The sequence below is a fragment of the Kitasatospora sp. NPDC085464 genome (assembly GCF_044541955.1).
Lineage (GTDB): Bacteria > Actinomycetota > Actinomycetes > Streptomycetales > Streptomycetaceae > Kitasatospora.
On the sequence record NZ_JBITTM010000017.1, the window covers coordinates 109,722 to 130,856 of the forward strand.

Annotated in this window: 20 protein-coding genes; 14 read left to right on the forward strand and 6 right to left on the reverse strand. The window is 73.5% G+C overall.

Features of this window, described 5'->3' with window-relative positions:
- Positions 1-9 precede the first annotated feature (9 nt).
- Positions 10-480, reverse strand: coding sequence for an ATP-binding protein (locus ACIGG8_RS17210; protein WP_396548867.1), 471 nt, complete (start codon positions 478-480; stop codon positions 10-12).
- Positions 481-695: 215 nt separating this feature from the next.
- On the opposite strand from ACIGG8_RS17210, the gene ACIGG8_RS17215 reads away from it, so the two are divergent.
- From ACIGG8_RS17215 to ACIGG8_RS17225, 3 genes are all read left to right on the forward strand, one after another.
- Positions 696-1,958 carry a helix-turn-helix domain-containing protein gene (locus ACIGG8_RS17215; protein ID WP_396548869.1) on the forward strand — a complete coding sequence of 421 codons (1,263 nt, stop codon included), beginning with the start codon at positions 696-698 and terminating at the stop codon, positions 1,956-1,958.
- Positions 1,955-2,473 (forward strand): NUDIX domain-containing protein, encoded by a 519-nt coding sequence (locus tag ACIGG8_RS17220; RefSeq protein WP_396548870.1) that lies wholly within the window; start codon positions 1,955-1,957, stop codon positions 2,471-2,473. Before ACIGG8_RS17215 ends, ACIGG8_RS17220 begins: the two co-directional genes overlap by 4 nt.
- A gap of 73 nt (positions 2,474-2,546) precedes the next feature.
- A complete protein-coding gene (locus ACIGG8_RS17225) occupies positions 2,547-2,903 on the forward strand; it encodes a hypothetical protein (RefSeq protein ID WP_396548872.1) in 357 nt (118 codons plus the stop codon).
- Positions 2,904-2,963: 60 nt separating this feature from the next.
- Here the strand turns inward: ACIGG8_RS17225 and ACIGG8_RS17230 are convergent, their stop codons facing one another.
- Positions 2,964-5,231, reverse strand: coding sequence for an FUSC family protein (locus ACIGG8_RS17230; protein WP_396548873.1), 2,268 nt, complete (start codon positions 5,229-5,231; stop codon positions 2,964-2,966).
- 286 nt (positions 5,232-5,517) lie between these two features.
- On the opposite strand from ACIGG8_RS17230, the gene ACIGG8_RS17235 reads away from it, so the two are divergent.
- A complete protein-coding gene (locus ACIGG8_RS17235; RefSeq protein ID WP_396548875.1) occupies positions 5,518-6,738 on the forward strand; it encodes a GNAT family N-acetyltransferase in 1,221 nt (406 codons plus the stop codon).
- Positions 6,739-6,817: 79 nt separating this feature from the next.
- Here ACIGG8_RS17235 and ACIGG8_RS17240 read toward each other — a convergent pair whose 3' ends face one another.
- A complete protein-coding gene (locus tag ACIGG8_RS17240; RefSeq protein WP_396548877.1) occupies positions 6,818-7,258 on the reverse strand; it encodes an SRPBCC domain-containing protein in 441 nt (146 codons plus the stop codon).
- Positions 7,255-7,644: an ArsR/SmtB family transcription factor gene (locus tag ACIGG8_RS17245; protein ID WP_396548879.1), complete on the reverse strand. Its 390-nt coding sequence runs from the start codon at positions 7,642-7,644 to the stop codon at positions 7,255-7,257. The genes ACIGG8_RS17240 and ACIGG8_RS17245 overlap by 4 nt, the downstream gene beginning before the upstream one ends.
- Positions 7,645-7,811: 167 nt before the next feature.
- Here ACIGG8_RS17245 and ACIGG8_RS17250 point away from each other — a divergent pair, with 167 nt between their 5' ends.
- Positions 7,812-8,360: a TIGR03086 family metal-binding protein gene (locus tag ACIGG8_RS17250; protein ID WP_396548881.1), complete on the forward strand. Its 549-nt coding sequence runs from the start codon at positions 7,812-7,814 to the stop codon at positions 8,358-8,360.
- A gap of 194 nt (positions 8,361-8,554) precedes the next feature.
- Here the strand turns inward: ACIGG8_RS17250 and ACIGG8_RS17255 are convergent, their stop codons facing one another.
- Positions 8,555-9,292, reverse strand: a complete 738-nt coding sequence (locus ACIGG8_RS17255) for a hypothetical protein (RefSeq protein ID WP_396548882.1) — start codon at positions 9,290-9,292, stop codon at positions 8,555-8,557.
- A 320-nt stretch (positions 9,293-9,612) separates the two neighbouring features.
- Positions 9,613-10,098: a cysteine/serine endopeptidase inhibitor gene (locus ACIGG8_RS17260; protein WP_350522050.1), complete on the reverse strand. Its 486-nt coding sequence runs from the start codon at positions 10,096-10,098 to the stop codon at positions 9,613-9,615.
- Between the two features lie 395 nt (positions 10,099-10,493).
- Between ACIGG8_RS17260 and ACIGG8_RS17265 the strand changes: the two genes are divergently transcribed.
- From ACIGG8_RS17265 to ACIGG8_RS17305, 9 genes are all read left to right on the forward strand, one after another.
- The gene (locus ACIGG8_RS17265) at positions 10,494-10,715 is read left to right on the forward strand and encodes a hypothetical protein (RefSeq protein WP_396548883.1); all 222 of its coding nucleotides are present in this window, start codon (positions 10,494-10,496) and stop codon (positions 10,713-10,715) included.
- Between the two features lie 531 nt (positions 10,716-11,246).
- On the forward strand, positions 11,247-12,242 hold the full coding sequence (locus tag ACIGG8_RS17270; protein WP_396548885.1) for a TauD/TfdA dioxygenase family protein: 996 nt from the start codon (positions 11,247-11,249) through the stop codon (positions 12,240-12,242).
- A 147-nt stretch (positions 12,243-12,389) separates the two neighbouring features.
- A complete protein-coding gene (locus ACIGG8_RS17275) occupies positions 12,390-13,988 on the forward strand; it encodes an ABC transporter substrate-binding protein (protein WP_396548886.1) in 1,599 nt (532 codons plus the stop codon).
- 24 nt (positions 13,989-14,012) lie between these two features.
- Complete coding sequence (locus tag ACIGG8_RS17280) at positions 14,013-14,957, forward strand: ABC transporter permease (RefSeq protein WP_396548887.1); 945 nt, start codon at positions 14,013-14,015, stop codon at positions 14,955-14,957.
- A 4-nt stretch (positions 14,958-14,961) separates the two neighbouring features.
- Complete coding sequence (locus ACIGG8_RS17285; RefSeq protein ID WP_396548889.1) at positions 14,962-15,825, forward strand: ABC transporter permease; 864 nt, start codon at positions 14,962-14,964, stop codon at positions 15,823-15,825.
- Positions 15,822-17,420 (forward strand): ABC transporter ATP-binding protein, encoded by a 1,599-nt coding sequence (locus tag ACIGG8_RS17290; RefSeq protein WP_396548890.1) that lies wholly within the window; start codon positions 15,822-15,824, stop codon positions 17,418-17,420. The genes ACIGG8_RS17285 and ACIGG8_RS17290 overlap by 4 nt, the downstream gene beginning before the upstream one ends.
- Positions 17,417-19,759, forward strand: coding sequence for an arylsulfatase (locus ACIGG8_RS17295; protein ID WP_396548892.1), 2,343 nt, complete (start codon positions 17,417-17,419; stop codon positions 19,757-19,759). Before ACIGG8_RS17290 ends, ACIGG8_RS17295 begins: the two co-directional genes overlap by 4 nt.
- Positions 19,760-19,875: 116 nt before the next feature.
- Complete coding sequence (locus ACIGG8_RS17300) at positions 19,876-20,535, forward strand: 4'-phosphopantetheinyl transferase (protein WP_396548893.1); 660 nt, start codon at positions 19,876-19,878, stop codon at positions 20,533-20,535.
- 115 nt (positions 20,536-20,650) lie between these two features.
- The gene (locus ACIGG8_RS17305; protein WP_396548894.1) at positions 20,651-21,034 is read left to right on the forward strand and encodes a barstar family protein; all 384 of its coding nucleotides are present in this window, start codon (positions 20,651-20,653) and stop codon (positions 21,032-21,034) included.
- The last annotated feature ends 101 nt before the right edge of the window (positions 21,035-21,135 follow it).

Sequence of the window (21,135 nt, forward strand, 5' to 3'; positions counted from 1 at the left end):
CTCCCCTTCTCATCCCCGCCGACCCACCACCAGATCGGCGTGCACCACCTTCCCAAACGGCTCCGCCACCGCACCCCAACGCCCCCGCGTGAGTTCATGGATCAACGACAACCCCCGGTGCCCCTCCTCGTCCACCCCCGCCACCACCAACACGGGCATCACCCGCGACCCGTCCCGCACTGCCACCCGCACCGTCCGGTCGGTGACCCGGCGGACGGTCACGGTCATCCTCGTCAGGCACCCGGTCTTGACCGCATTGGCCACCAGCTCACCGACGATCAACTCCGCAGCGTCGATCAGCTCCGGCACCTCCCACTCGCTCAACTTCTCCCGCACCAATCGCCGGGCCGCAGAGGCCGACTCCGGGAGGTACGGCAACCTCGCACTCGCCGGCTTCGCCACCCGGTCCGGCTGGTCCACCGACAGCACCTCAAGCCGACAAGCGGCCATCGCGCCCTTCTCTTCGCCACACCGGCTCATCACGGGACACTCCTCTGTGAGGTCGGGGCCTCACCACGTCGAGGCCATCACCTGCCGACCGCTCCGGCCCGCGGGGCGACCCGGATCCGGACGACTCGCACTCACCCAACCCGCTGCCGGGCCACCGAAGGGACTCCGACCCCGTGACTCCAAGTCGAGGTCATCACACTCTCCGTGGCCGTACGATCGAACCCGGACATTCGAGGGAGTGAGCCGTGGACCGTCATCCGGACCCGCGCCAGATCGTCGCGGGCCTCCTCGACGACGCACGCTTCCTGGCAGCGTGCTCGGCGCGTGACATGGGGGCCGTGTTCCGCCTCCTGAACTCCCATGGCGTCAGCACCCGTCGCCTGGCCGCGGCCGCCGACATCACCCAGGGCCGGCTGTATGACTACATGAACGGCAAGACCCGCGTGGAGAAGCTGGCACTCTTCGAGCAGATCGCCGATGCCCTTCACATCCCCGGCCAGCTGCTGGGCCTCGCCGGACGCCCGTGGGAGCCACGCACCACCGCAGTGAGGCCGGCGATGCCCATGGCTCTCCCCCCGGCGGCCGACGGCGACCTCGCGGCGATGGAGGCCTTCCGCGCTGCCGACCGGCAAACCGGAGGCGGCCGACTCTACGCCGCCGTGGTCCGCCACCTGTCCGTGAACGTGGCACCCCGGTTGGTCGACATCGCCGCCGGCTCCCAGGTGTTCGCCACCGCCTCCGCCCTCACTGAGATGGCCGGCTGGATGGCGCACGACTCAGGCCGTGACGAACTCGCCGCGAACCACTTCACCCGTGCGTTCGCGCTCGCCCGAGTAGCGGGCGACCTGCCGCTCGCCGCTCACATCGCCGCCAGTACCAGCCACCTGTCGCTCCACAACGGCGATCCGTCCATGGCCTCGCACTGGGCGACGACCGGCATCGGACTGGCACGCCGCGGGCCTCACCTGCCGAGTCTGACGGCCCGACTCCACGCCGCACTCGCTCGCGCTCTCGCCGCCGCGGGTCAGTTCGGACCCGCCACTCGCTCACTCGATCTCGCCTGGTCGGCCCTCACCGCACAGGCGGACGAGTCGCATCCGTGGTTGAGCCCGTTCGACGACGCCACACTTGCCGGAGATTCCGCTCTGGTCCTCGCCGACCTCGGACGGCACGCCGATGCACTCCGGTCCGCCGAACGGGCCGTGGCCCTCCGGGAGCAAGGCCGCACACGTTCCCTGGCACTCAGTCGGATCGCCCTCGCCCGCGCGCACATCCGGTGCGACGACCTGGACGCTGCGGTCTCGGTCGGCGCCGACCTCCTCGCGACCGACCCTACGCTCGGTTCGGTTCGGGTCGTCGACCAACTCGACGAACTCGCCGAAGTCCTCGGCAGCTACCGTGACTACGGACCCGTGCGGGCGTACCTGGCACGATTCGAAGAAGCGAGCAGAACCCGACTCCTGTTGCTCGCCGACATCATCCCGGAGTCTCGGGGAGGTTCATCGTGAGGCCGGCACCCACCGACACCAAAGCCTGGAACGCCTACCTCGCCGAGGGCAACGCCAAGCAGGCCCGCAAGCGCGTCTCGGCGGACGTCATCCTGCGCGACGCGCACGACCGCATCCTCACCGTCAACCCGACCTACAAGGACGGCTGGGACCTGCCCGGCGGCATGGCGGAGGCCAACGAGTCGCCCGACCAGGCCGCCCTCCGCGAGCTGCACGAGGAACTGGGCCTCACCCTCACGCTCCACCGCCTGCTCGTCGTGGACTGGGTTGCACCGCACGAGCCCTGGGACGACCAGCTCGCCTTCATCTTCGACGCCGGCACCCTCTCCCCCGCCCTCGCCGCCACCGTCCGCCCGCACGACGACGAACTCTCCGAAGCCCTCTTCCTCCCGGCCACCGAAGCAGCCGCGCGCCTCCGCCCGCGACAGCGCGACCGGCTGTGCGGCGCCCTGCGATCGCTCGCCGACGGCCGGACCCGCTACCTGCGCAACGGAGCAGAGCCATGGCAGGTCTGAACCGCTCCGACCCCGACGAGACCCAGGCGGTCGAGTACCGCGAACTGGGCTACCGCACCGAAGGGTGACAACCATGACCGAGGACGGCCGGATCTTCCGTGAGGCGTGGATCGCCGGGGTGCGCAAGCACTTCCCGGGTGAGCCGAAGCCCGGGTACGTCACGCCCTGGAAGGAGACGCCCGACTGGGAACGGGCTTCCGCTGCAGCGGTGTTCGGGCAGGTCCGCGACTTCGTCGCGGTCAGCGCGGGCAGCACCGCCAAGCTCAGCCGGGAGCAGAAGGGCCGCTTCGTGGCCACCTGCTGGATCGCCCAGATCCACAAGCACGTCGCCGACCCCAAGCCCTCCTACGTCGCCGACTGGGACGACCTGCCCAAGTGGCAGCAGGAAACGGACGCCGACATCTTCGAGGCCGTCGAGCGCCGGGTCTGAGGTCGTTCGCCCTCCCGTCACCGGCTGCGGCCGGTGACGGGGACGGCTTGGCGCCGAGGCTCAGCCGAGCGGGGGCGACGGCCGGGCGTCGTGGATCTGCCGGAGGTCGTCGAGCAGCCCCGTGAGCCAGACCGCGATGTCGACCGAGTGGAGCGAGACCCGTCCGTCGCCCCGCAGCGGGGCCGCCCCGTCGAGTTCGGCGGCCAGGGCGCCGCGGGCCCGGGTGAGGGCGGGGTGCGCGGATCCCGCCGGTTCGCGGGCGCGCAGGGCCGCCGCCTGGCGGTGGAAGGCCCCCGCCACGTCGTCCGCGTGGCGCATCAGCACCTGTTGCCCGTTCCGGTGGACCGCCGCGGTGCCGGGCGGGACGCGGGCGAGCAGTGGTTCGGCCCCGCGGACGGTGTGCTGCCCGGTGAGGATCGCCGCCTGCCAGTTCGGCCCGTCCTCGGCCTGGTCGTGCCGTTCGCTGCGGTACTGCGCGTACATCGCCTCGGTGAGCAGGGCGGAGCGGCGGGCCCGGTGCAGGGCTCCGGCCGCCGGGCCCGTGCCGGTCAGCACGGCGACGGTCTCGCGGAGCGCCTCGGCGCTGTCGTCCAGCATCCCGGCGGTGCACCGCCGCAGGTCCTGGCCGCCGCCGCGCGGCCAGGCGCAGAGGCCCGCCAGGATGCCGATCGCCGCGCCCGCGACCACGTTGACCACGCGCGCCTCCGCCAGCTGCCAGTCGGCGGGCGCCAGCTGGGTGAAGACGAGGGCGACCACGACGGTGAACAGTCCCTGGCCCCAGGCCGGCCCGAACGCCGGTCCGGCGGCGAAGGCGATCAGCATCACCGGGGGCAGTGCGAGGGCGTACACCAGGGGGCGCTCCCCCACGCCCAGCAGCACCGCGGCGGTGACGGCGGCGCCGGCGAGCGTGCCGACCAGCGCGGGGCGCAGCGTGATCCGGGTGTCGGCGGCGCTGGTGCGCATCAGGGTGAGGGTGGCGAGCAGCACCCAGAAGCCGTGCGAGAGGTCGAGGGATCCTGCCAGCAGCCGGGCCGCGCCGAGGGCGCCCGCGGTGCGCAGCGCGTTCTGGAAGGCGACCGAGCGGGGTGTGAGGTTGGCGCGCAACCGCCGCCACCACAGCAGCGGGGCGGGGTCGTAGGCGTACCAGAACGGGCCCGGCCGCTGGTCGGCGGGCGTGTCGTCGGGGGGCAGGGCGGCGTGGCGGCTCACCCGCACCGCCCGGACGGCGAAGCGGGCGCCCTCGGCGGCGTCCAGGGCGGCGGTGCCGAGCGCCGGGCGGGCGAGGTAGCAGGGTTCCGGGTCTGCCGCCGGGCCGGCGGGTTCCCGGCCGGCGGCCCGGGCGGCGGCCCGGTCCACGTCCCTGCCGGCATCCCGGTCCACGTCTCGGTCGGCATCCCGGGCGGCGGCCCGGTCCACGGCCCCGTCGGCGTCCCGGTCGGCCTCCCAGGCGGCCGCTCGGGCGGTGTCGAAGGCCGTGAGGTCCCGGTCGACCTGCCCGGTCTCGGGGACGGGTCCGGTCCGGACCACCCCGGCCGCGACGGCACGCAGGGTCCGTCCGGTGGTGGCGGTGAGCCGTGCCGCGGCCGGGTCGGGCCGGGCTTCGGCGAGCCGCAGGATGCCGAGCACCCGCGGGCCGGTGTAGCGCAGCGCGACCGCGCAGTGGGCGAGGGCCCGGTCGACGGCGCCGGCCGAGGCGGGCCGCTGCATCAGTGGGACGTGCCTGAAGCGCAGCTCGTCCAGGTGTGTGCCGGCCCGCTCGGCGGCCTCGGTGACGACCCCGACGGGGGTGGCGCGGCCGGCGCAGGCGGCGGCCGCGAGGTCGGCCAGGTCGGCGAGGGCCGAGGCGGCGCGCGACAGCCGGCCCCGGTAGTCCGGTGGCGCCGGCTCGGGCCACAGCAGCAGCTCCGCGCCGGCGAGCAGCAGCAGGCCGACCACCACGCCGAGCAGGCGCTGCAGGAGGGTGTCCGGGCTGTAGGGCGGGAAGCACGGGAGGATGTAGAGCAGCTGGAGCCCGTTGGCGAGGCCCACCATCCGGGGACCGCCGACGGTGCCGAAGGACACCGCGAAGCCGACGCCCACCATGCCCAGGGCCGCCGCCCAGTCGCGGACGGCCAGAAGGGTGCCGAGACAGACCAGCCCGCAGGCGAACGGCAGCGTCCACAGGATCGTCCGGGCCCGCGTCCGGGCCGCTCCCTCGACCCGGGCGAGGACGCCGAGGGCGACCGCCGCGAAGAGCGCGTAGGTGGCCGACACGGGGCGGTGCAGGCCGTAGCGGAACGTGTAGAACCCCGCGCAGGCGGCCAGGGTGACCCGCACCGCGCGGTGCACGACCGCCGCGTCGGGACGCCCGCCACGCGGCCGGTCCGCCGGCCCTCGCGACCGGTGCATCGCACCTCGCTCCCGTGGGTGTGCCGCCCCGGCGGGCGGAGCCTCGGCCGGGTACGGGCGTGGGACTCCTTCACGGTAGGACGGCACCGGGCCGGCCCGCAGCCGGAGCGCCGCCCCGGACCGGCGGCCCCGCCGTTAATTCGTTTGACCCGGGAGCACCGCCACGGTGCAGTGTGGCCGGGGCATCGCAGGTCGTGGTGCCGTTACCGGGGGAGGCAGCACAGCGATGGAGATCCGTTCCACGACCGACCGGGACCGCGAGGTCTTCGTCGACACCTTCCACGCCGCGTTCGCGCGCTTCCCGGAGACACCGGCCGGGGAGCGCACCGGGGTGTGGGCGGCGTTGGAGACGGACCGCGCCTGGCTCGCCGTCGCGCCGGACGGGCGGCCCGTCGGAACCGCCGCCGCGTACTCGTTCGAGCTGACCCTGCCCGGTGGGGGACTCGCCCCGGTCGGCGGGGTCAGCGCGGTGGGTGTCCTGCCGTCGCACCGGCGCCAGGGTGTGCTCACCGGGATGATGCGGCATCAGTTCACGGACGTGCGGGAGCGCGGGGAGTTCCTGTCCGTGCTGTTGGCGTCCGAGGCCACGATCTACGGCCGGTTCGGCTACGGGCCGGCGACCTTCACGCAGCGGCTTACGGTGCCGCGCCATCGGGGCGCGCTCACCGCTCCCCGGGCGGGCGGCACCGGCACCGGCGAGGACACCGGCTCGATCGAAGTGCTGCGGCGTGCGGAGTGCGGCGAGATCCTGGAGGCGGTCTACGACCGGTACCGCCGTGCGCAGCCCGGCGCGCTGTCCCGGCCGCCGCACTGGTGGAGCCTGGGCGCGGGGCAGCCTCCGATCGCTCCGTCGCCGCGCTACGTCGCCGTGCACCGTGACGCGGACGGCGTCCCGGACGGTTACGCCTGCTACTCGATCGGGGAACCCGACTCCCTACTGGTCGACGAGACCATCGCCGCCGACGACACCGTGTACACGGCCCTGGCCGGCTTCCTGCTCAACCACGACCTGGTCTCGGAGGTCGTGTTCAAGCACTCCCCGCCGGAAAATCCGCTGCGCTGGCGGCTGGTGGACCTCAACGCCGGGCAGCTCACCAGGCACACCGAATGGCTCTGGGTGCGCATCCTGGACGTCCCGCGTGCGCTGACCGCGCGCGGCTGGTTCTGCGACGGGGAGCTCGTCCTCGACGTCGACGACCCGTTCCTCGGCGAGCGCGGCCGCTACCTGCTGACCGTCCGGGACGGCAAGGCCGACTGCGTCCCGACGGACCGCGAGCCCGACCTCTCCCTGGACGTGCGCGATCTCGGCGCGGTCTACCTCGGTGGTACGGCTCCGAGCACGCTCGTGCGCGCCGGCCACATCCGGGCCCACGGCCCGGACGCGGCCGCCCTCGCCGACGCCCTGTTCCGCGCCGAGCGCCCCCCGCACTGCCTGCACTGGTTCTGACCGGCCCCGCGCACACCCGTCGGCCCCGCCGGCCGGTACACAGGCGGCGGGGGCGACGGTCCGGTGGCTTCCCGGGCGCCTACGCCTGCAGCCACTCGTCCGGCCCGGGGTCGCGCCCTTCGGCGCGTGCGACCAGGCGGTCGAGGTAGTGGGTCCAGCCTTCGAGGTGCGGGGCGCGGGCGTCCGGGGGCAGGTCACGGTGGACGAGAGTGAGCAGGGTGCCCTCCCCGTCGGGGGTGAGGGTGACCTCGACGACGCTGGCGCCGGGCGGGACGCCCATGTCGCCGCCTTCGAGGCCCCAGGTGAAGACGACCCGGTGGTACGGGTCCAGGGTCAGGAAGGCGCCGGCGGCGTGGTGGTCGGCGTTGACGTTGGTGCGGTACTTCCCGCCGGGGGTGAAGGAGAACTCGCCGTCCCGGCCCATCCAGGAGAGCCACCGCTCCCGGTCGGTGAAGAACGAGAACACCGTCTCCGGACGGGCGGCGATCCGCCGCTCCACCACCACCTGGTCGGTCCTCATCGGGCGCTCCCCCTCGTTCCCGCGGCCCGCTCGGCGGCTCCCGCCGTCCTCGCCGTCCCCGTCGCCGTCCCGGCGGCCTCCGCGGCCTCCGCGGCCTCGGCCGCTTCCGCCAACTCGGCCAGTACGTCCAGCTTCTCGGCCCACATCGACTGCAGGTAGGCGGCCAGCGGCCCGAGTGCTTCCCGGTCGGCCCGGTAGTAGCGCTTGCGGCCCTCCTGGCGCAGCGTGACCAACCCGGCCTCCCGCAGCACCTTCAGGTGCTGGGAGACCGCGCCGAACGTGACGTCGAACCGTTCGGCGATGTCGCCCGCGCACAGCTCGTCCTCCCAGACCAGCCGCAGGATCTCGCGGCGGCGGGGTTCGGCTATCACTTGGACCGCTTCCATGGACGTCATTTTAGTCGAGGCTTCAGCTTGCGCTCCACGCCCACGTCATTTTAGTCTCGACTTAAGCAATGAGCCCGGCGCCGACCGGGCCCGGAGCGTCGAGTACCGAGTACCGAGTACCGGCTTCTGAAGATCAAGCGCTGAAGATCGAGGACCGAGGACCGACGATGCAGACCGCAATGACCGAGTTCGCCGCCCTGTTCGCCCGCACCGCCCAGGCCGTCCCGGCCGACCGGTTGACCGCCGCCACCCCCTGCGCGCAGTTCACCGTCGCCGACCTGTTCGCCCACCTCGGCGGCGTGCTCTCCGACTCCGAACGCGCTGCCGCCAAGCTGCCCCGCAGCACCGAGCCCGCATCCGTCGACGAACCCCGGGCCGTCGCCGCCAGCGCCGAGCGCGCCGCCGCTGCGTGGGTGCGGCCGGACGCGATGACCGGCGAGACGGAGTTCGGCCCCAACACCCTGCCCGCGAGCGCGGCCGCCGCCATCACCCTGCAGGAGTTCGCGCTGCACGGCTGGGACCTGGCCCGCGCCGCCGACCTGCCCTTCGCGGTCGGCGAGGAGGCCGCCACTGTCCTGCTCGGCGTGGTCGAGCAACTCGCCGACCAGGCCCGCACCGGCGGCGTCTACGGCCCGGCCGTCACCGCCCCGGCCGACGCCTCGACCTTCGAGGTCGCGCTCGCGCTCAGCGGCCGCGACCCGGGCTGGACGGCCTGACCCTCCGGCCGACGGCCCCGAGCCCACGGGCCCACGGGCCCACGGGCGGGGCGGATCGCGCGAGCAGGGGACGCGCGATCCGCCCCGCCCGCCCCGAACCCGCCCCGAGCCCGCCGCGGCACAAAGGGCGCAAGGCCACGAGGCCACGAGGCCGCAAGGCCACCAGGGAAGCAGTCACACCGGAACAGCGGCGGTCAGGCGTGAGCGCTGATCTGCCCGCCCGCCGAGAGCACGATGTAGATGCCGTTGGCGTTGACTCCGACGTCCTGCCCGTTGGTCTCCAGCGTGCCGTTCACCGCGTTGTCGAGGCCGAGGATCTCCGCGCGGTACTTCAGCTCGCCGGTCTTGGTGACCTTGGCCGTCCAGTCGCCGGGGAGCTTGAAGGTTCCGGGGCCCTGGTGCCCGCCGCCCATCCAGGCGTGGACCGTGCCGTCCAGCGAGAGCACGATGAACATGTCGTTGGCGTCGAGTCCGGCGTCGGTGTCCTTCGTCTCCAGCGTGGCGAGGACGTCACCGCCGTGGACGATCTTGGCGACGAAGTGCTGGGGGGCGACTTCCCGGATCTCGGCCGTGCTGCCGTCCGGCAGGGTCTGGGTGCGGGCTCCGGGCGCCGGCTTGCCCGGGGGCGCCTGGGTGGTGCTGGGGTGCGCGTCCGGCTTGGCGGCCGTGGTGCCGCCACCGGGCTTGCCGGACGGCGTGGACGCGGGCGACGCCGTGGACGTCGCGGCCGGCGCAGCCGTCGTGGCCGTGGCCGCCGGAGCGCTGGCGCCGGGCGTACCGGCCGTGGTGGCGGTCGCGGCCGGTGAAGCCGCGCCCTGGGCACCCGACGTGCTGCTGCAGGCGGTTGCGGCGGGCACCAGCAGCCCGACCGTCAGGACGGCCCCGGCCAGCGTGCGGACGGTGGTCGCGCGACGGGTCGTCGAAGGGGACATGCCGGTTCTCCTGAACGAAGTACGGGTGGGGACGCGAACGTTGCCCGTTCCGGCCGGTGCGGGAAGCACCGGCGCCGCAGCGGGCGTGCACGATCGAAACTAGTCCGAACAGTCGACGGAATGGCGCGTTCCGTGTCACCGGACTGCAACGCCCGTACAACGCCGCATCGATCACGTGTCACACCGACAGGTTCCGCCCCGGCCGGAGGAGTTGTCGGGCAGAAACCCAGGTCGCCCGCCTCGACACCCGCCCCCGGCGCGGCCGTGCCCGCCCCCGTCATGCCGCGGGGGCGGGCACGGCCGCGTCAGGCCCGCCGGAGTCAGCCGATGGTGGAGCCGGCGATCGGGGCGGAGAGCTCGACGGTCTCGCCCTTCAGCCCGGCCTTGACGAACTGCCAGGTGAGGCCGCTGATGACGCCCTTGCTCAGCGGGGCCAGCTTGGCGAAGGCCGGCTGGCTGAGGTCGATGTGGGTGGAGTCACAGGAGGGGCACTGGTCCTTCACCGGGACGGTGATGGTCTTGCCCTGATAGGTCACCTTGACCGAAATGCCCTTGCAGACCGGGTCGTTGTTCGGGTTCGCGGTGGTCCACCAGGTGTGCGAGACGGCCACCAGCATCTGCGACGAGGCGTTGATCTGGGTGCCGCAGGCACCGAAGCCCGAGTCGTTGTAGTAGGTGGCCTTGCCGTTCATGGGCTTGTTGATCGGAATGGCGGCACTGGCGGTGCCGGCCGTGAAGGCGATGAGAGCGGCTGCGGCGAGCGGGGCGCCCGCGAGGATCCTGAGGTTCTTGCCGATGGCGCGCATGGTTCGTTCCCTCCGGTTGCAGTGCTGACAGGGCGTGCTGGTCCGACACCCCGAGTAGAGGCATGGACATGACAGGCGCAAGTCGCCGACACCGCCCGGTAGTTCGGCGGCCCGGCACCCGTCCTTGTGAAGGGAACGTATGCGCCCTTCCTTGGCATGGTCCAGACCTCCTTGATGTTGGCATGAACACAAGGCAAGAATCTTTACGAATGCCGCCGAAGGGGCGAAGATGCGTGACCGCTCCGCCACTGGGGGTGTTGACAGGCCGTCATCCGCAGGCATGTCTTTCTGCCTCTCCGCCTGTACGCCTGTGCCGCCTGCGTGCCCGTGCACCCTGTGCGCCTGTCCGTCCGGCTGCCCGCATGCCTGCCCGTCCGCCCCGGAGGTCCCCTCACATGCGCACCGCACTCGCCGCCCTGCTCCTCGGCGCCGCCCTGATCCCGGCCGCCGCCACGCCGTCAGCAGCCGCCCCCGCCCCCAGCCCCACCGTCGTCGGCTCCGCGCTCCGCGTGGTGAACCAGGGCTACAGCATCCCGGTCGGCGGCGTGACCGACCTCGGTGCACTGCCCGTCCTCGGCAGCCTCGGACTGGACTTCGCCCGGCTCCTCGGGCAGTGACCGATCACGTGCCGTAACCGAGCGACCGCCGCCGGCCAGGCGTCGACCCCGGCGCGGGAGCTGCCCGCGCCGGCCCTGGCCACTTCCGCTCCGCACGTCGGCAACCGCCGCACCCGCACGGCAGAGCCGACCGACCGCGCGCCGGACCGCCGTGCCCCCGCAATCCGCCGCAACGGGACGCAACAGACCGCAAGGTGGCGCAAGGAACCGCAAGCGGCCGAAACGAAGCAGCAACACCCTTTCCCACCAGGCAAGATGACGATTGACAGGCAGTCCTGCGCTTCAGCACGATGAGCACCGAGCCCACACGCAGCGAGCCGGAAGGAGGGCCGATGCACACCGTCGTCCGCCCAGTTCCCCGCCGCTGCCCGCGCCGCTGTTGTCGCGGCGCGCTCGCGTCCTGACCGCCCGCCGGGCCGGACCTCCCTCTCCCGGACTCCGTGTCCGGCGCTGCCCCCGCACACCCACGCCCCACCCGGGCGCGGCCGCCATCAGTCACTCTCCGTCATTGCACCCCGGAGGCGAACCGCCATGACCACCACCGCAACCACCACCCCCACCGCAACCACCGAAGCCGTCGAAGCCGCCCCCACCCCCCTCCGCCTCACGCCCGCCGCCGGCCGGATCGGCGCGATCGTGCACGACATACGCCTCGGCGGCGAGCTCCCCACCGAGACCGTCGCCGCCCTGGAAGCCGCGCTGTACGAGCACAAGGTGCTCTTCTTCCGCGGCCAGCAGCACCTGGACGACGCCGAGCAGGAGGCCTTCGCCCGCCTCCTCGGCCACCCGGTCGGCCACCCCACCGTGCCCAGCGCGGACGGCCGCTACATCTTCGAACTGGACGCCACGAAGGGCGTACGCGCCAACAACTGGCACACCGACGTCACCTTCGTCCCGTCGTACCCGAAGGCCTCGATCCTGCGTGCCCTGGAGGTGCCGCCCGCCGGTGGCAGCACCGTGTGGGCCAACACCGCGGCCGCCTACCGGGACCTGCCCGCGCCGCTGAAGACGCTCGCCGAGAGCCTGCGCGCCGTGCACACCAACGACTACGACTACGCCGCCCGGCTCGCGCTGCGCCCGGAGCTGGCGAACAACGCCGAGGTCGCCAAGCTGTTCCGGGAGGTCTTCGTCTCGACCGCCTTCAGGACCGAGCACCCGGTGGTCCGGGTCCACCCGGTGACCGGCGAGAAGACCCTCCTGCTCGGCGCCTTCGCCCAGCGCATCCAGGGCGTCTCGGGTGACGACGGCAAGGCGCTGATCGACCTCTTCCAGCGCTACGTCGAGCGGTTGGAGAACACCGTCCGCTGGGACTGGCAGGTCGGCGACGTGGCGATCTGGGACAACCGCGCCACCCAGCACTACGCGGTCGCGGACTACGGCGACGAGCCCCGCCTGGTGCGCCGGATCACCCTGGACGGCGACCTGCCGGTGGGGGTGGACGGCACCCCGAGCCGTCTGCTGGAGCCCGCCGAGCCGCCGCGGGTGCCCGGTCTGGTGCCCGCCGAGGAGCTCGAAGCGGCCAACTGACCGCACCGGCCCCGCGAACACGGCAGCCACCGCCCCGCTCCGTACCGACGACGGTCCGGAGCGGGGACCGGCGCTGCGCCACGGGCCGTTCCCACCCCCTCCTCCGCCCCCAGCCCCCACCCCCCTGCCGACTCCCGAAGGACCGCCATGACCGCGCTCACCCGTCCTCCCGCCCCGAGCCGCCGCGCCCTGCTGCGCGCGGGCCTCGCCGGTGCCGGCCTGCTGACGCTCGCGGCCTGCCGGTCCGCCGTCGACGAGACTTCGAACGCCGCGAACGCGGCCGACGCCGTGGACGGTTCGGGCACTCCCCGCCGGGGCGGCGTCCTCTCCGTCGCCACCGGCATCGACGTCACCCCGAGCCTGCTCTTCGCCCAGAGCGCCAACACCCTGATCCAGCGCCTGGTCTTCAACACCCTCACCAGGTACGACGACCGGCTGCGGCCGCAGCCCGAACTCGCCACCGCCTGGCAGGTCGCCGAGGACGGCAGGAGCGTCACGCTCAAGCTCCGCGAGGACGTCACCTTCCACAGCGGCCGCCGGTTCACCGCCGACGACGTGGTCTTCGCGGTCAAGAACCTCCAGAACCCGGCCCGCTCCGCCCAGTTGCGCTCGACCGCCGCTGCCGTCACCGACTTCCGCAAGAACGGCGACTTCGAGCTGACCCTGGTGTTCGCCCACCCGGTCAGCAACCTCTTCGACCTCTTCGAGTTCATGATCATCCCCGATGCCGGCACCGTCGAGGACGCCGTCGCCGGCACCAGGCTGATCGGCACCGGCCCGTTCGTCCTCACCGACCGCAAGCCGGGCGCCTCGCTCACCCTCGCCCGCAACGACGCGTACTGGAACCCCGGCCGCCCGTACCTGGACGGCGTGGAGATCCGGATCGTCCCGCAGGCCGAGTCCCTGCTGTCCTCGCTCAGGACCGGCCAGACGCACCTGTCGTACAACGTCAGCGGCAAGGACGTCGCCACCCTCCGCACCGACCCGCAGTTCCGGATCACGCAGTACGACACCGGTGCCGGCGCCTACTACATCGGCGCCAACGTCACCGCCGAGCACGTCGGCGACAAGCGGGTGCGCCAGGCCATCGCCTGGGCGGTCGACCGCGACCGCCTCGTCCGGCAGGCCCTCGGCGGCTACGGGACGGTCTCCTCCGTGCCCTGGCCCAAGTCGTCCCCCGCCTACACCGAGGCCGGCGCCACCCACTACCGCCACGACCCGGACAAGGCCCGCGCCCTGCTCAAGGAGGCCGGCCTGGACCGGATCACGCTGCCCTTCGCCCACTCCAGCGAGCCCGGCTCGACCGCGATCGCCCAGATCCTCCAGTACGACCTGCAGCAGGTCGGCATCGACACGGTGCTCCAGCCCACCGACTCGCCCACCATGCAGAAGCAGCTCATCTCCCAGACGATGCCCGCACTGTGGACGCTCAGCCACGGATTCGCCCAGCTCCACCCGGCCACCCTCGCGGTGAGCGCCTACCCCTTCAACGAGGCCCGCAACAGCTCGCACTTCGCCTCCGCCGCCTACACCGACGTGGTGCAGCAGGCCTGGAACCGCGCCGACAGCGACAGCCCCGAGGCCAAGGCCCTCTACCAGCAGATCACCGACGTGCTCCTGGACGAGGAGTTCGTGATCGACCTCGCCATCGCCGGACTGGTCGAGGTCGCGGGCCGCAAGGCCCGGGGCGCCACGCTCAACAAGTTCGGCTACCTCAACCTCGACGACGCCCACCTGACGGCCTGAGCAGGACGGCCCGGTACCCGACCCATGCGCACCTTCCTCCTCAAACGCCTCCCCAGCGGACTGCTGGTCCTGGCCCTCGCCTCCTTCCTCGTCTTCCTCATCCTGCGCCTCATCCCCGGCGACCCGGCAACCACCCTCGCCGGGCCCGACGCCTCGCCCGCGACCGTCGAGGCCGTCCGCTCCCGACTCGGCCTGGACCAGCCGGTCCTCGGCCAGTACGTCAGCTGGCTCGGTCACCTGCTGAGCGGCGATCCGGGGCCGAGCTACGCGATCGGCGGCCAGGTCTCCGACCTGATCGGCAACGGGCTCGACACCACCGCCCAACTCGCCCTCGGCGCACTGCTGCTGGTGGTGCTGATCGCGCTGCCGCTGGCGCTGGCCGGGGCGACCACCCGCAGCCGGCCGGTCGCCGTCGCGGTCCGGGCGCTCACCACGGCCGCGCTCGCCGTGCCGCCCTTCGTCACCGGTGTGGTGCTGGTCCTGGTGTTCGCCGTCTCGCTCGGGCTGCTGCCGCCCGGCGGCCACGAGTCCCTGCTGGACGCACCCGACCTGGCCGTCCAGTACCTGGCGATGCCCGCACTCTGCCTCGCCCTGCCCAGCGCCGCCGTGCTCGCCCGCCACCTCAAGGACGGCATCGAGCGCGCCCTCGCCGAGGACTACGTCCGCACCGCGACGGCGCTGGGCGTCTCCCGCCGACGGATCGTGTGGCGGCACGCGCTGCCCAACGCGCTGCCCTCCACCGTCACCGTCCTGGGCCTGCAGATCGGCCACCTCGTCGCCGGGGCCGTCCTGGTGGAACGGATCTTCGCCTGGCCGGGACTCGGCCGGCTGATCGAGCAGGGAGTCGCCCGCCGGGACTACCCGGTGGTGCAGGACCTGCTGTTGCTCGTGGTGGCGGTCTACGTCGCCGTCCAGCTGCTCACCGACCTCGCGTACGCCTGGCTCGACCCCCGGATCCGCTGGGAGTGACCCGATGACCACCACCACCACCGCGACCGCTTCCCCCGCCACCGCTTCCCCCGCGACGAAGCACCGTCACCTCTCCGCCCTGCTCACCGGACGCGGCCTGACCGGCCTCGTCCTGGTGGGCGTGGTCGCCCTCGCCGGCCTGCTCGCACCGCTGCTCACCGGGTCCGACCCGAACGCCCAGAGCGCGCTCGCCCTGGCCGGCCCGAGCACCGCCCACCCCTTCGGCACCGACGACCTCGGCCGCGACCTCTGCAGCCGGGTGCTGCACGGCATCGGCACCGACCTCGCACTGATCGTCACCGCCGTCCCGGCCGGCGCGCTGCTCGGCTGCTCGGCGGCGCTGCTCGCGGCCACCTCCAGGTGGGCGGACCTCGCCGTCCAGCGCGCCTTCGACCTGCTGCTCGCCTTCCCCGGGCTGATCCTCGCCCTCGCCGTGACCGCCGTCCTCGGCCCCGGCCGCTGGCCGGTGGTGATCGTCATCGCCCTGGCCGAAGTACCGGGCTTCGGAAGGCAGTTGCGCGCAGGCATCCTGGTCCAGCGGGAACGCGAGTACGCCGTGGCGGCCCGCGTCTCAGGCGCCTCCCGCAGCCGGGTGCTGCTGCGGCACGTGCTGCCCAACGCCGTCGACCCGCTGGTCGTGCAGACCGCCGTCGCGCTCTCGCTCGGCGTGTTCATCGAGGGCGCCATGAGCTTCCTCGGCCTCGGGGTCCGCCCGCCGGAGCCCACTCTCGGCAGCATCCTCGGCCAGTCCGTCGGCTACCTCGCCACCGACCCGACCTTCGCGGCCGCCCCACTGGCCGCCACCACCGCGCTGGTGCTCGGCTTCACGCTGATCGCCGAGGCCCTGAACCGGGGGATCCGCCGATGACCACCGTGCCCGACGTGCTGCACGTCAGCGGCCTCACCGTACGGTTCGACGACACCACCGCCGTGGACGGCGTCGACTTCCGGCTCGCGGCGGGCGACACCCTCGGCATCGTCGGCGAGTCCGGCTCCGGCAAGTCCACCACCGCCCTCGCCCTGCTGCGGATGCTGCCGCCGGGCGGCCGGATCACCGCCGGTTCCGTCGAACTCGCCGGACAGGACCTCGGCGCCCTCCCCGAGCAGGCGCTGCGCACCCTGCGCGGGCGACGGATCGCCATGGTCTTCCAGGACCCGATGTCCTCGCTCAACCCCGTCCTCACCGTCGGCAGACAGCTGGACGAGGCGCTGCGGGCGCACGGCGGGCGTCGACCGAAGGCCGAACGCACCTCCCGGGCAGTCGAGTTGCTCGATCTGGTCGGCATCCCGGACGCCGCCGGGCGGCTACGCGACCACCCGCACCGGTTCTCCGGCGGCCAGCGCCAGCGGATCATGATCGCCCTCGCGCTCGCCCACGACGCCGAGGTGCTGGTCGCCGACGAGCCGACGACCGCCCTCGATCCGACCGTCCAGCGGCAGATCCTCGACCTGCTCACCCGGCTCAACCAGGAGAAGGGCACCGCGCTGGTGGTGATCAGCCACGACCTCGGCGTGATCGCCCGGACCTGCCGCCGGCTCCTGGTCATGCGCCACGGCCGGGTGGTCGAGCACGGCCCCACCGCGCGGCTCCTCAGCGAACCCCGGCACCCGTACACCCGCGAACTCCTGGCCGCCGTCCCGCGCCTGGACGAGCCCTCCCGGGCCGCCGCCAACAGCACGCCGGGTTCCCGGCCCCTGCTGACCGTCCGGGGCCTGACCAAGACCTACGGCTCCCGGCGCCGCCCCGCCGCCGCCCTGCGGGGCGTCGACCTGGACCTCTACCCCGGCGAGACGCTCGGCCTGGTCGGCGAGTCCGGCTCCGGCAAGTCCACCCTCGCCCGGGCGCTGGTCCTGGCCCACGCGCCCTCGGCCGGCAGCATCCGCTTCCGCGGCCAGGACCCCGGCCCGCGGCCGCACCGTGAGGTCCAACTGGTCTTCCAGGACCCGTACTCCTCGCTCAACCCCCGGATGACCGCCGGGCAGATCATCGCCGAGCCGCTGATCGCCCACGGCCTCGGCGACCGCGACCGGCGCGCCGAGCGGGTCGCCGAGTTGCTGACCCAGGTCGGACTGGACCCGGCCGCGGCCGACCGCCACCCGCGCGCCTTCTCCGGCGGCCAGCGCCAACGCATCGGCATCGCCCGCGCGTTGGCCCCCGAACCGAGCGTCCTGATCTGCGACGAGCCGGTGTCCGCGCTCGACGTCTCGGTCCAGGCCCAGGTGATCGACCTGCTCGCCCGACTCCAGCGCGAACTCGGTCTGGCCGTCCTCTTCATCGCCCACGACCTGGCCGTGGTCCGCCGGGTCAGCCACCGGATCGCCGTGATGCACCGCGGCCGGATCGTCGAGACCGGACCGGCCGACCGCGTCGTCACCGCGCCCGAACACCCCTACACCGCCGAGCTCCTGGCCGCCGTCCCGCGGCTGGAGCCGGCCCGAGCCACCACCCGGAGCCCCGCATGACCGGCACGCCGCCCGAAGCGAACCCGCACCGCCGCGACCCCTACGCCGACTTCCCCGGCACCGTCGGCCGCACCTTCCGCGAGTCCACCCCCGCCTGGCCCCGGCGGGTCCGCCCGCGCGAAGGCGCCCCCAACATCGTCGTCGTCCTGATCGACGACATGGGCTACAGCGACATCGGACCGTTCGGCGCCGAGATCCCCACCCCGAACCTGGACCGCCTCGCCGCCGCCGGCGTCAAACTCGCCAACTACCACACCATGCCGCTCTGCTCCCCCGCCCGGGCGGCCTTGCTCACCGGCCTCAACCCGCACCGCGTCGGCTACTCCTTCGTCGCCAACGCCGACCCGGGGTTCCCCGGTTACGGCATGGAGGTCGCCGGGGACATCCCCACCCTGGCCGAGCTGCTGCACGACGCCGGCTACGCCACCTACGCGGTCGGCAAGTGGCACCTCACCCGCGACTCGGCCTCCAACGCGGCCGACGACCGCGCCAACTGGCCCCTGCAGAAGGGCTTCGACCAGTACTACGGCGTCCTGGAGGGCCTGACCAGCCTCTTCCACCCGCACCAGCTCGTCCGCGACAACACCCCGTTGGACATCGACGAGTTCCCCGACGACTACTACTACACCGACGACCTCACCGACCAGGCCGTCAAGATGGTCAAGTCGCTGCGCGCCCACGACGCCGACAAGCCCTTCTTCCTCTACCTCGCCCACAACGCCGTACACGGCCCGCTCCAGGCCAAGCCCGCGGACCTCGCCCGCCACCGGGGCCGCTACGACGGCGGCTGGGACGAACTGCGCCGCAGCCGCTTCGCCCGCCAGCTCGCCGCCGGTCACTTCCCGCCCGGCACCGAACTGCCCGAGCGCAACTCCGAGGCCGGGTACGAAGTCGGCGCCTGGGACGAACTCACCGACGTCCAGCAGAAGTTGTACGCCCGCTACATGGAGGTGTACGCGGCGATGGTCGACAACGTCGACCAGAACCTCGGCCGGCTCACCGACACCCTGGCCGCCCTCGGAGAACTCGACAACACCGTCATCGTGTTCACCAGCGACAACGGCGGCACCGGCGAGGGCGGCGCCGAGGGCACCCGCAGCTACTTCAGCCGCTTCGTCCACCACCCGAACCTCCCGGACGACTGGAACCCCGACGTCCGGCGCGAGATCGACCTCATCGGCGGCCCGCAGAGCCTGGTCCACTACCCGCGCGGCTGGGGGATGGCCTCCAACACCCCCTTCCGCCTCTACAAGGGCCAGACCTACGCCGGCGGCGTCCGCGTCCCCTTCGTCCTGTCCTGGCCGGCCGGACTGCCGCGCGCCGAGGGCGACGACGGCGTCCGCGCCCAGTACCAGTACGTCACCGACGTCCTCCCCACCCTCCTCGAACTCGCGGGCGTGCAGAGGCCGTCGGAACGCCGGGACCGCCCCGTCCAGGAACTCGACGGCATCAGCTTCGCCACCGTCCTGCGCGACGGCGCGGCGGCCGGCACCCACCCCGAGCAGTACTGCGAGATGACCGGCAACCGCAGCTACTACCGCGACGGCTGGAAGCTGGTCACCCTGCACCGCCCCGGCGCGGAGTACGACGACGGCGAATGGGCGCTGTACGACCTCCGGACCGACCCCACCGAGATCCACGACGTCGCCGCCGACCACCCCGGCCTGGTCAAGGAGCTGTCCGCCGCCTGGGAGGCCGCCGCCTGGCGCAACGGCGTCTTCCCGCTCGCCGACGGCAGCGGCGCCCTCGCCCTGCGCGGCCCCGAGGCGGACCGCCTGCGCCGACCGGTCACCCTGCTGCCCGGCACCCCCGAGCTGGAGCGCTACCGCTCCTCCCGGCTGATCTCCTTCCGCTCCTTCACCGTCGAGGCCGCCCTCGACGGCTACCGGACGGGCGACCAGGGCGTCCTGGTGTCGCACGGCGACCAGGGCGGGGGCTATAGCCTGTACGTCGAGGACGGCCGGCTGCGCCTCGCCTACAACCAGTACGGCGACCTACTGGAGGCCGACGGAGGCCCCCTGCCGGACGGCACCCGGCTGGTCACCCTGGAGGCCACCGCGGTCGCCGACCTCAGGTGGGAGTTCCGCCTGCTCGTGGACGGCACCGAGGGCGGCCGACTCGGCCCGGTCCACCAGCTGATCGGCATGGCGCCGTTCCAGGGCATCAGCGTCGGGATCGACCGCAAGTCGCCGGTGTCCTGGCCGGTCCACGAGCGCCACCGCTCCTTCCGCTACACCGGTGCCCTGCACGCCGTCACCTACCTGCCCGGCGAGCCGGCGCCGTACGACCCGGAGACCGTCGCCCGGGCACTGCGCGAGGCGGCGGCCGCCTTCGAGTAGCGCACGCGTCCGCGCACTCCGGCCGCAGTCCCCGTTCGCCCCCGGAGATCCCCCCGGCCGGGTTACCCTCGTGCCGCGCGGCGACGACCCCGCGCGACCGACCGAGGGGGGAACGGGTGATCGGGGACCTGCTGCCGGACGTCGTGGTGACCGAGGTGGCGTACGACGACCCCCCGGAGGCCCGGCTGGAGCCGGAGGAGGCGGCGGCCGTCGCCAACGCCGTCGACAAGCGGCGCCGCGAGTTCACCACCGTCCGGCACTGCGCCCGGACCGCCCTCGCCCGGCTCGGTGTCCCCTACCGCCCGCTCGTCCCGGGCCTGCGCGGCGCGCCGAGCTGGCCGGACGGCGTGATCGGCAGCCTCACCCACTGCGACGGCTTCCGCGCGGCTGCCGTGGCCCGGGCCGGCACCCTCGCCTCCGTCGGCATCGACGCCGAGCCCGCACTGCCGCTGCCGGAGGGCGTCCTGGACGTCGTCGCACTGCCCGTCGAGCAGAAGCGGCTCGCCGACCTGGCCGCCACCGACCCGGGCACCCCGTGGGAACGCCTGCTGTTCAGCGCCAAGGAGTCCGTGTACAAGGCGTGGTTCCCGCTGACCGGGCTCTTCCTGGAGTTCAGCGAGGCCGAGCTGGACCTCTCCCCCGACGGCACCTTCACCGCCCGCCTGCTGGTCCCGGGCCCGGTGGTCGGCGGGCGCCGGCTGCCGGGATTCGACGGCCGCTGGACCGTCCGGGACGGCCTGCTCGCCACCGCCATCGCCGTGGAGCCGGCGCAGTAGCAAGAGCGGCAGCGGCAGCGGCAGCGGCAGCGGCCTCGTCCGGAGCAACGGCGTCGTCGCGGCGGCCGCCGATCACCGCACCGGCCGTTCACCACCCGGGCCTATCCTCGACCCCGTGACGGTGACCTACGTGATCGACGGCAGCAGGATCGGCTCCCTGGAGGACTTCTGGGACGTCGTCGGGCAGGAGATCGGCGTGGACGGCTACTTCGGCCGCAACCTCGACGCCTTCGCCGACTGCCTGCGCGGCGGCTACGGCACGCCCGAGGACGGCGACTGGCTCATCGAGTGGCGCGACCACGAGGCCTCCCGCCGCAGGCTCGGGTACCCGGAGACGGTCCGCCAGCTGGAGCTGCGGCTGGGCCGCTGCCACCCCACCAACCGCGAGTGGGTCGGCGCCGAGCTGGCCGCCGCCCGGGCGGGCGAGGGGCCGACGGTCTTCGACTGGCTGGTGCGGATCATCGAGGAGGAACACCCGGGCGGCCTCCGGCTGGTGTAGCGCGCCCAAGGGCCGACGCGGCCGGCCCGGCGCCGCGCGCCCGAGGGCCGACGCGGCCGGCCTGGCTCCGCGCTCCCGAAGGCCGGCCGGTCCGGGCCCCG